At 61.7% G+C, this 8027-nt stretch carries 12 protein-coding genes and 2 pseudogenes; 7 read left to right on the forward strand and 7 right to left on the reverse strand.

Features of this window, described 5'->3' with window-relative positions:
• The 4 genes and pseudogenes from AWB77_RS34925 to AWB77_RS33880 form a co-directional block, all read left to right on the forward strand.
• Positions 1 to 132, forward strand: a pseudogene (locus AWB77_RS34925) (acetyl-CoA C-acetyltransferase); the annotation flags it as partial.
• A 133-nt stretch (positions 133 to 265) separates the two neighbouring features.
• Positions 266 to 1009 (forward strand): acetoacetyl-CoA reductase, encoded by a 744-nt coding sequence (gene phbB / locus AWB77_RS33870; RefSeq protein ID WP_061138821.1) that lies wholly within the window; start codon positions 266 to 268, stop codon positions 1007 to 1009.
• 82 nt (positions 1010 to 1091) lie between these two features.
• Positions 1092 to 1310 (forward strand): hypothetical protein, encoded by a 219-nt coding sequence (locus AWB77_RS33875; protein WP_061138822.1) that lies wholly within the window; start codon positions 1092 to 1094, stop codon positions 1308 to 1310.
• Positions 1311 to 1412: 102 nt separating this feature from the next.
• Positions 1413 to 1742 carry a hypothetical protein gene (locus AWB77_RS33880; RefSeq protein ID WP_061138823.1) on the forward strand — a complete coding sequence of 110 codons (330 nt, stop codon included), beginning with the start codon at positions 1413 to 1415 and terminating at the stop codon, positions 1740 to 1742.
• Between the two features lie 59 nt (positions 1743 to 1801).
• Here the strand turns inward: AWB77_RS33880 and AWB77_RS37540 are convergent, their stop codons facing one another.
• Positions 1802 to 2017, reverse strand: a complete 216-nt coding sequence (locus tag AWB77_RS37540) for a hypothetical protein (protein ID WP_208601602.1) — start codon at positions 2015 to 2017, stop codon at positions 1802 to 1804.
• Positions 2014 to 2208 carry a hypothetical protein gene (locus tag AWB77_RS34930; protein ID WP_074169011.1) on the reverse strand — a complete coding sequence of 65 codons (195 nt, stop codon included), beginning with the start codon at positions 2206 to 2208 and terminating at the stop codon, positions 2014 to 2016. The genes AWB77_RS37540 and AWB77_RS34930 overlap by 4 nt, the downstream gene beginning before the upstream one ends.
• A gap of 417 nt (positions 2209 to 2625) precedes the next feature.
• Between AWB77_RS34930 and AWB77_RS36265 the strand changes: the two genes are divergently transcribed.
• Together AWB77_RS36265 and AWB77_RS33885 are read left to right on the forward strand one after the other, a co-directional pair.
• The gene (locus AWB77_RS36265; RefSeq protein WP_157694976.1) at positions 2626 to 2892 is read left to right on the forward strand and encodes a hypothetical protein; all 267 of its coding nucleotides are present in this window, start codon (positions 2626 to 2628) and stop codon (positions 2890 to 2892) included.
• Positions 2893 to 2981: 89 nt separating this feature from the next.
• Positions 2982 to 3635 (forward strand): HAD family hydrolase, encoded by a 654-nt coding sequence (locus AWB77_RS33885; protein ID WP_061138824.1) that lies wholly within the window; start codon positions 2982 to 2984, stop codon positions 3633 to 3635.
• Positions 3636 to 3644: 9 nt separating this feature from the next.
• Here AWB77_RS33885 and AWB77_RS33890 read toward each other — a convergent pair whose 3' ends face one another.
• The 3 genes from AWB77_RS33890 to AWB77_RS36270 all read right to left on the reverse strand — a co-directional run bounded on the left by AWB77_RS33890 (position 3645) and on the right by AWB77_RS36270 (position 6319).
• Positions 3645 to 4106, reverse strand: coding sequence for a ferredoxin reductase domain-containing protein (locus AWB77_RS33890; protein WP_061138825.1), 462 nt, complete (start codon positions 4104 to 4106; stop codon positions 3645 to 3647).
• A 271-nt stretch (positions 4107 to 4377) separates the two neighbouring features.
• Complete coding sequence (locus AWB77_RS33895) at positions 4378 to 5475, reverse strand: glycosyl hydrolase (protein WP_061138826.1); 1098 nt, start codon at positions 5473 to 5475, stop codon at positions 4378 to 4380.
• Between the two features lie 523 nt (positions 5476 to 5998).
• A complete protein-coding gene (locus AWB77_RS36270) occupies positions 5999 to 6319 on the reverse strand; it encodes a hypothetical protein (protein WP_167354202.1) in 321 nt (106 codons plus the stop codon).
• Between AWB77_RS36270 and AWB77_RS33900 the strand changes: the two genes are divergently transcribed.
• Complete coding sequence (locus AWB77_RS33900) at positions 6318 to 6947, forward strand: CBS domain-containing protein (protein WP_244158743.1); 630 nt, start codon at positions 6318 to 6320, stop codon at positions 6945 to 6947. The two genes, AWB77_RS36270 and AWB77_RS33900, sit on opposite strands and share 2 nt — an antisense overlap.
• Here the strand turns inward: AWB77_RS33900 and AWB77_RS37265 are convergent.
• Together AWB77_RS37265 and AWB77_RS37270 are read right to left on the reverse strand one after the other, a co-directional pair.
• Entirely contained in the window at positions 6944 to 7288 is a 345-nt protein-coding gene (locus tag AWB77_RS37265) for an SDR family oxidoreductase (protein WP_279616206.1), read from the reverse strand. The two genes, AWB77_RS33900 and AWB77_RS37265, sit on opposite strands and share 4 nt — an antisense overlap.
• Positions 7289 to 7334: 46 nt before the next feature.
• Positions 7335 to 7619, reverse strand: a pseudogene (locus AWB77_RS37270) (SDR family NAD(P)-dependent oxidoreductase); the annotation flags it as partial.
• Positions 7620 to 8027: the final 408 nt, after the last annotated feature.

Below are 8027 nucleotides of genomic sequence, written 5' to 3' on the forward strand. Positions count from 1 at the left end.
ATCGGCGCATCGGGCTGCCGGATTCTCGTCACGCTGCTGCACGAAATGCAGAAGCGCGATGCGAAGAAGGGTCTCGCTTCGCTGTGCATCGGCGGCGGGATGGGCGTCGCGCTGGCGGTGGAACGTCTGTAACCAGGCATCACACCGGCGCAGCTTACGCGCGGCCCGACGCGTCATCAAAACACCAAAAGCGTCGAGGCAACATGGCAGCGCCGGTTGCATTCCGAGCTTCATCAACCTGAGAGAATTGACGAGGAGTATCAGCATGACTAAGCGAATCGCAGTGGTGACGGGCGGCATGGGCGGTCTGGGCGAAGCCATCAGCATGAAGCTGCATGACGCCGGATACGCGGTCGTCGTGACGCATTCGCCGGGCAACACGAAGGCCGGCGAATGGCTCGCGGAGATGGACCGCCAGGGCTATAACTTCCGCGCATATGGCGTCGACGTCGCCGATTACGATTCCGCCCAGCATTGCGTGGCGAAGATTCAGTCGGAAGTCGGCCCCGTCGATATCCTCGTGAACAACGCCGGCATCACCCAGGACACGACCTTCAAGAAGATGACCAAGGTGAACTGGGACGCCGTGTTGCGCACCAATCTCGATTCGGTCTTCAACATGACCAAGCCGGTGTGCGAAGAGATGGTGTCGCGCGGCTGGGGCCGCATCATCAATATTTCGTCGGTGAACGGTTCGAAAGGCCAGATTGGCCAGACGAACTACGCGGCGGCGAAGGCGGGCATGCACGGCTTCACGAAGTCGCTCGCGCTCGAAGTCGCGAAGAAGGGCGTGACCGTGAACACGATTTCGCCGGGCTATCTCGCAACGAAGATGGTCACCGCGATTCCGCAGGAGATACTCGACACGAAGATTCTTCCGCAGATTCCGGCCGGCCGTCTCGGCAAGCCCGAGGAAGTCGCGGCGCTTGTCGCGTTCCTGTGCTCGGACGATGCGGGCTTCGTCACCGGATCGAACATCGCGATCAACGGCGGCCAGCATATGAGTTGATGCACGCGAGCGGCGCGCGAGTCGTCGCGTGCCGCTCGCTGCTTATCGCTTCTAGCCAATCTTCATTAGAAATGACTCTGCGATGACGAACTTCAGTGCAGGCGCATATCGCTATAGCGTCTGCCATCTCGATTCGACGATCAAGCATCTCGAGCAAGTGTTGAGCGTCGAAGGCGCGAATTCCCTTTTCTCGCAGACGTACTGGCGCGGTCGCGTAGTGCAGGCGCTTTCAACGCCGGGACTCGCGCCCGCGCAGCATTCCCGTCTGCAGCGGTTGCTGGATCGCATCGCACAGGCTTGAGCGTGAATGTCGAGTCGCGCCCGCGTGCATTCCTCTGATCCGTGAAGAAATTCGCGCGCGCTTGTACCATTCGGGCCGTAACTTCATTCACGGTCCATCGGCATGTTCACTTTCATCAGATCGATGTTTTCGACGCCGCGCGCGTTGAGCGCGATCGGACTCACCTGCCTCGTCGCGGCATGCGGCACAACGAACGGCGTCACGGCCGGCGCGCAGCCCGATACATACACCGTCACGGGCAAGGCGACGGGCACGCGCATGTCGTGGGTCACCGCGCGCAACGCCGCGTTGGACGCTGCCTCTGATTATTGCAAGCAGCGCTCGCAGCGGGTTGCGATTAGATCCGAAGCGACGAGCGGCGTGCGTTCGCTCGAAGCGCAGACCTCCACCGTTTCGTTCACGTGCGTGCCGGAGTCGCCGCCGCGCGGCTGAGCAATTCTTCCGACGAAATCGCTGCGGCGCATTTCCGCGCCATGTCGAAGAGAATGGCATCATGCGGCGCGAGCGCGCGATTGTCGACGTAATCCGCAAGCACGTTGGGCCTGAAGCTGTACTGCATCGTATCGACGACGGGCGTGCGCGTGTTTCTTGAGGGTCGACATGCCGGGCACTTTGTGCGAGAAGACGTTTGCGTCGGCGCCGTCGTCGGCATAGACGGTGACTGTTGCTGCATCTTCGTTGTAGCGGAGGTGGGTGGTGGATGTCATTCGCGCTGACGTTTGCGCCGTAGCGGCAGATTGATTTTGCTTGTTTCGGTTTCCTGAATTCGTGTCGGTCTATTAGCATTGCCCCTGTGCGGGGCGGCAGTCACTTTCTTTGCTGCTGCAAAGAAAGTAACCAAAGAAAGCAGCTTTTCAGGCCCGCGGTCATACGCACGTTGAGTAGTTCTCTCGTTCATCGTGGCACTCGCCTAAAGAGCGCCCTCACAAAGACAGCCGGGCTTGGATCGCGCACGGTCTGACTCATCGCACCACGTGACGAACTGGTTCAGCACAAAATTGCACCGGCCTGCTACGCGGCCGATCGGTTCAGCGGGTGCGCGTCTGCGTGCGCAAGCGCAAGCGCGGGCACGAGCACAAGTGCAAGCGTGAGAGCATGCGCACCGTCGGTTTTGCTAGCAAACCCCACGGCAGCGCGAAGCGCTGTGCCGAAACTATTTCGCGCTGGACCAGCGCCCTAAACGGTATGGCTAGTCAGACCGTGCGCGACCCACGCCGGGTGATTCCCTTGAGGGCACTTTTTAGGCGAGTGTCACGATGAAAGAGAGGACTACCCAACGTGCGTGTGACCGCGGGCGTGACAGAAGCTGCTTTTTTTGGTTACTTTCTTTGCAGCAGCAAAGAAAGTGACTGCCGCCCCGCACAGGGGCAGTGCTAATAAACCAAAAAGAAAACGGGATCCGGCAAAAACAGCCCCCAGACAACAACGCCCTCGCCTCGGCGTGACACGCCGAACCTCACGCTCCGACAACAGCGCACCGCACGATTTCGGCTCAACGAAGCGCATCATGCCGCGCAACGTCGAGATCATCGAGAAGAAGTCATTCGATGTTGAAGCAGATATGATATGGCCGTATGAATAAATGCAACGTCGAAAGCCAGTACGCAATGGCGTGATAGGCTGCGCCCACATCGCGCCGACCGCGCGCGAACGACAAGGAAGAGTCGAGCTTTGATCAAGGCAATCTTGTGGGACATGGACGGCACGCTCGCGGAAAGCGAGTCGCTGCATTTGCGCACGCTGATCGCGGCGCTGGCGCGTCACGGCGTGAAGGCGGGCGACGAGATGCATCCTCTCATCTTCGGTAAGACGGGACGTGAGGTGCACGCGCTGTGTTGCGAGCGCTTCGGCTTGTCGGTGGATTACACGGAATGGTCGATGTTTCGCGCCCGCGCCTATCTCGAAGGCGCGCCCGCGCTCGTTCCGCGTCCTGGCGCGCTCGAGGTGTATCGCGCGGCGAAGGCGGCGGGCATCACGCAGGCGATCGTGTCGAATGCATCGCGCATGTTGCTCGAAGCGAATCTGCGCGCGCTCGGCATCGAAGAGCCGTCGCTCGTGACCATCAGCGTCAACGATGTGCGCAGCGGCAAGCCGAGCCCCGAACCCTACGAGCGCGCGGCATGGCTGTTGCGTCTCGCGCCCGGCGAAGTGATCGCGGTGGAAGATAGCCCGACCGGCGCGCGTGCGGCGATTGCGGCGAACATGCGCGTGCTCGCCTGGCCCTTCGACGATGAAGGCGCCTCGCGCTTTCCGACGGAAGCGCAGGTCGTGCGTTCGCCGCGTGAACTGGCGCGTGCGCTGGGTCTGGATGCGTCGGCGTTCTGACGGTTCGCGCTAGTCGATGTCACGCCGCGCGGAGAGATCCTCGGAAACGATCTTGTGGATGTTCGACGCATGCACCCATTGCCGCGCCTGCCGCACGACGACATCCGTGAACGCGCGCGGGCCGCTGCAATAGATGCGCGTGTTCGCGTGCGTCGGACTCATCGCGGAAGCACTTTTCTGCGCGCGCAGATCGTCGGTCAGATCGAAATGATGGTAGACCTTGCCGTGATCGCGCAAGGCGTCGAAGGCATCGACGAAAGCCGCACGATCGACCGATTGCGCAAAGCTGTGCAACTCGAAGCTTCGCCCAGCCGACGCGAGCCGCTTCGCGATCCCGACGATCGACGCGGCGCCCGTCCCGCCGCAATACAGAATGGACCGCACGCGCTCGTCAGGCACGATTGGGGCACCTTGCTCGATTCCGGCGAATGACTCGTCGCGTTCGATGACCGGCATCACGTTGTCGCGCATATTCTCTCCAACAAAGCTCGTGTCTCCGCGAGCGGAAGACGCACGGTGTATGGATCGTATGGGATGGCCGGCCCGGCAGCTATTCGAGGGGACAGGCTCGCGTTCAGAGTAGGGCGCGGCGCTGCCGCCGGCAAGGCGCTCTGGCGGAATACCAGTCATACCGTCACGCCGATAACGCGCGCACGATGCGTCCCCAAACGCAACGAGCGACCGCCAAGGGTCGCTCGTGAAGAAACGGTCGATGCAACGGGGCCGCTCGACCCCGCGTCATTTACATCGGATGGGTAGCCACGAAGTTCTTGAACGACCAGTAAGCGGGCTTCGTCGTCTGACCGTCGGACTTCATCAGGCCGAAGTTGCCTTCGTTGTCGTCATAGAGTTCGAACGCCTGGATCGACTGGATGTTGTACTTCGAAGCGACGCTCTGGAACTGCGCCATCATCGTCGTGCCGACCATGTAGTTCGCGATGGCCTGATCCGTGCCGTAGTTCGGGCGCACGCCAAACTCGCTGAGCCACACCGGCTTGCCGAACGAGTGAAGAATGCCCAGCATGTCGTAGCAACCCGTGCCGCCGCAAGCGCGCGTCATGTCTTTCTGGTCCGAGTACCAGTGCCATGCGGTGATGTCCCAGTTCACGGTCGGATGGCCGCGCGTGCCATCGGGTTGCGAGCCGTCCATCAGCATCTGGAAGAACGCGTAGTGCAGCCACGTGCCGTTCACGACGATTTTCGCCGAACTGTCCTGCGACTTCACGCCCGCGATCAGGCCGCGAATCACGCCGCGCGCGATAACGTAAGGCTGGTTCTTGTAGTGCGTCCAGCTCGTGCCGTCGACGTTGCCGTTGAGCGCCTGCGCTTCGAGTTCGTTGCCGACTTCGTAATACTTGTACTTGTACGTGCTCGCCACCTGCTGACCGAGCGTGTAGGCCGAGTTGTAGGCGTCCTGTTCCGTGTTGAAGCCGGTGCCGAGCAGAATCACGGGATACACGGTCACGCCGCTGGCGGCCATCGTCTGCGCCATCTTTGCGACGACCTTCGCCGAGGCCAGGTTGTACACGTCGTTACGATAGATCGTCGCGCCGATGTCCTTCAGTTGCGCAAGCTGGGTCGCCACGGGCGTCGAGTCATACGCGCCGCCGTTCGTGTTGCGGCCGTTCGCACCGTAGAAGATCGACGTGCTGGTCGCCGCTTTCGCGGTCGACTCCGGCGCGGCTGCGCTCCTGGCAGTAGCGTCGTCGAGTGCGGTGTCGCCGCCGCCGCCGCATGCGGCAAGCAGCACGCTCGTGAGCGCTGCCGCCGCGATCGCCGCTGCCTTGCGCGCCGAGAAGAGGTTGAAGCCACGAATGGAGGTCTGATTGAAGTTCGTCATTATGTTAGCAGTGCTAAGTTGATATGCGTAAGGCTCTAAAACCCAGAACGCTCCCGGACCTCTTCAGTGACTCACGGTGTCGCATGGGTACATGGACATCGTGCTGATCCGCTTTGTCGTCGAATGACGCTAATTAGTCATCCGAACTACATGCTCAGAACAGGTTTGCGTGCTCGGCGTCGAAACGAAAAACGCTGAGGACCAACCAGACGGCACGGATTCACTGCTGGCCCAGTGCGCGATACGGCAAGCGCTCTGGATGGCGGAGTCAGGCAAACGATTGCATTTGCCATCGTGGGCCTTACGAAATGACAAACCTGCTCAGTTCGAAGGCGTCGTCGTCGCATACGGTAACGTTTGCGCGTTTGCGGTCAAAGTTGCCGTTTAGTTTCGGCTTCTCCCCGCTTTATCGGCAACCGTTTCCGGACTTGATCGACGGAATGAAGGTTATCGTCTTATGAGATGAATGTAAATCCCTGTCACAGTAAAAAAATCTGCAGCTGTCCAGCGTTGGCAGAAAAACTTACTTAGTAAGATTGACCGATACAGTTTCTTCATCTCCGAAAAGGCCGGAAACCCTTTCCTGGTAAGGCGCTCCACATTTTAGAAACTTGATGCGGCGCGATTGTGAGCAAGGAAAAATCGCGTCGTGTTGCGCGGGACTTTCTGTTGTATCGTTAATCTCGGCGCCGGAAGCAAAAATGACCGCCCCGCGAGTTTCGACGATAAGCGGTGCCGCCGGCGTCAACTCCCTTCCCAGAACGTCGCTGTCCTTCATGAAGGAGATAAACGTGCGAGCTGCCGACATCATGACGACAAGGATCGTATCCGCGAGTCCCGACATGTCCGTGCGCCAGGCTGCGGGAACCATGGTTTTCGCGGGCATCAGCGGAATGCCCGTCATCGACGAGGACGGCGCGCTGCTCGGCATCGTCACGGAAGGCGATCTGATGCACCGCGCGGAGATCGGGACCGGTGTGAGGCAACGCGCGTGGTGGCTCGAGCTCGTGGCATCGACGCGCGAACTGGCGAGCCAGTACGTCAAGGAGCACGCGCGAAAGGTCCGGGACGTGATGACCACCGATGTCGCGACCGTGACCGAGACGTGCTCCGTCGCCGATATCGCCGAGTTACTTGAACGCAAACGCATCAAGCGTGTGCCCGTGCTACGCGATGGCAAGGTCGTCGGCGTCGTGAGCCGCGCGAATCTGATCCGCGCGCTCGTGACGATGGCGCCCGAGATGCCCGTCGATGCTGACATCAGCGATCACTCGATCCGCGAGGCGATCTTCGCCGCGATGGCCGAGCATCCGTGGGCGCTCGCGCGGGAGAACATCATCGTCGAGAACGGGACTGTGCATCTGTGGATTCGCGGCATCAGCGAGGACGAGGCGAAGGCCGTTCGCGTCGCGGCGGAAAACGCGCCGGGCGTGAAGGACGTCGTGATGCACGACGGGCCGCAGGTGGTTTAGCCGCGCTTCTTCGTCGTGCAGCGAAATTCAGATGAAGCTAACGCCGCCGTTGCCCGAATCGTCTGACCGGGAATGAAGGCATTGCGGACGAGCAACGTCACCACGTCCGCGGCTTCGCTCGCTTCGCCTGGCCGGCCCACGGTCAGCTTCTCCGCCACGCTCGATGCCTTGAGCGGGCCGGCCATTTCGGTATCGATCGGGCCGGGGGCGACCGCGTTCACCGCGATGCCGTCGCGCGCGCGCCGGGCCGCATAGCCGCGCGTCAGACCTTCGAGGGCCGCCTTCGAGGCGTTGTAATGAATGCCGAAGACCCGTCCCGCGCGCCGCCCCCGACGACACATCGACGGCGCCGGGCAGCACGGCTTGCGTGCAGAGAAACGCGGACTTCAGATTCACGGCGACGGTGCGGTCGAACTCGGCTTCGGTGAGATCATAAAGATCGTTCATCGTCGCGATGCCCGCGTTGCTCACGAGAATGTCGATGTGGCCGCGGCGTTGCGTGATGTCGTCGATCATCACGTGGACGTCGCCGCCGATGGAGACGTCCGCGCGCACCGCGATCGCCGGATTGCCGATGCGTTCGATGTCCGCGACGGTATCGACGGCTCCCTTCTCACGTTTCCGATAGTTGACTGCAACCGACGCGCCTGACGCAGCGTGGGCAAACGATATCGCTCAACCGATGCCGCGAGCGCCGCCGGTCACGGGTGGGACGCGGCCGGCCAGGTTTTGATCCTGGGCGGGCATGGACGGGTACTTTCTCGCGAGGAGAGATGGGCCTGGTTTGCGCGCGTCGTTGTGAACGTGCCGAGTTGCTCTTTTATTCGACGGTCGCGCAAAAGAAAAAAACCGATGTCCCGTTGGGGACATCGGCTCCTCCTTGCGTTGTGATGCTGGATTAACGGTGACCGCCGCCGCCGCCGCCACCGCCACCGCCACCGCCACCGCCACCGCCACCGCCACCGCCGCCGCCGCCGCCGCCATGGCCGCCACCACCGCCGTGGCCGCCACCGCCGCCGTGACCGCCACCGCCGTTGCCGCCACCACCGTGACCGCCACCGCCATTGCCGCCACCGCCGT

It is taken from the genome of Caballeronia fortuita, assembly GCF_001544835.2.
Taxonomy (GTDB): domain Bacteria; phylum Pseudomonadota; class Gammaproteobacteria; order Burkholderiales; family Burkholderiaceae; genus Caballeronia; species Caballeronia fortuita.

What these genes read in the sequence shown, in the direction of transcription:
- AWB77_RS33895 (WP_061138826.1), bottom strand. Translation starts at nt 5,475, where the DNA reads ATGACGAACTTCAATCAGACCTCCATTCGTGGCTTCAACCTCTTCTCG.
- AWB77_RS33900 (WP_244158743.1), top strand. Translation starts at nt 6,318, where the DNA reads ATGTCCGTGCGCCAGGCTGCGGGAACCATGGTTTTCGCGGGCATCAGC.
- AWB77_RS33890 (WP_061138825.1), bottom strand. Translation starts at nt 4,106, where the DNA reads ATGCGCGACAACGTGATGCCGGTCATCGAACGCGACGAGTCATTCGCC.
- AWB77_RS37540 (WP_208601602.1), bottom strand. Translation starts at nt 2,017, where the DNA reads ATGACATCCACCACCCACCTCCGCTACAACGAAGATGCAGCAACAGTC.
- AWB77_RS36270 (WP_167354202.1), bottom strand. Translation starts at nt 6,319, where the DNA reads ATGTCGGGACTCGCGGATACGATCCTTGTCGTCATGATGTCGGCAGCT.
- phbB (WP_061138821.1), top strand. Translation starts at nt 266, where the DNA reads ATGACTAAGCGAATCGCAGTGGTGACGGGCGGCATGGGCGGTCTGGGC.
- AWB77_RS33880 (WP_061138823.1), top strand. Translation starts at nt 1,413, where the DNA reads ATGTTCACTTTCATCAGATCGATGTTTTCGACGCCGCGCGCGTTGAGC.
- AWB77_RS33875 (WP_061138822.1), top strand. Translation starts at nt 1,092, where the DNA reads ATGACGAACTTCAGTGCAGGCGCATATCGCTATAGCGTCTGCCATCTC.
- AWB77_RS37265 (WP_279616206.1), bottom strand. Translation starts at nt 7,288, where the DNA reads ATGTGTCGTCGGGGGCGGCGCGCGGGACGGGTCTTCGGCATTCATTAC.
- AWB77_RS34930 (WP_074169011.1), bottom strand. Translation starts at nt 2,208, where the DNA reads ATGAACGAGAGAACTACTCAACGTGCGTATGACCGCGGGCCTGAAAAG.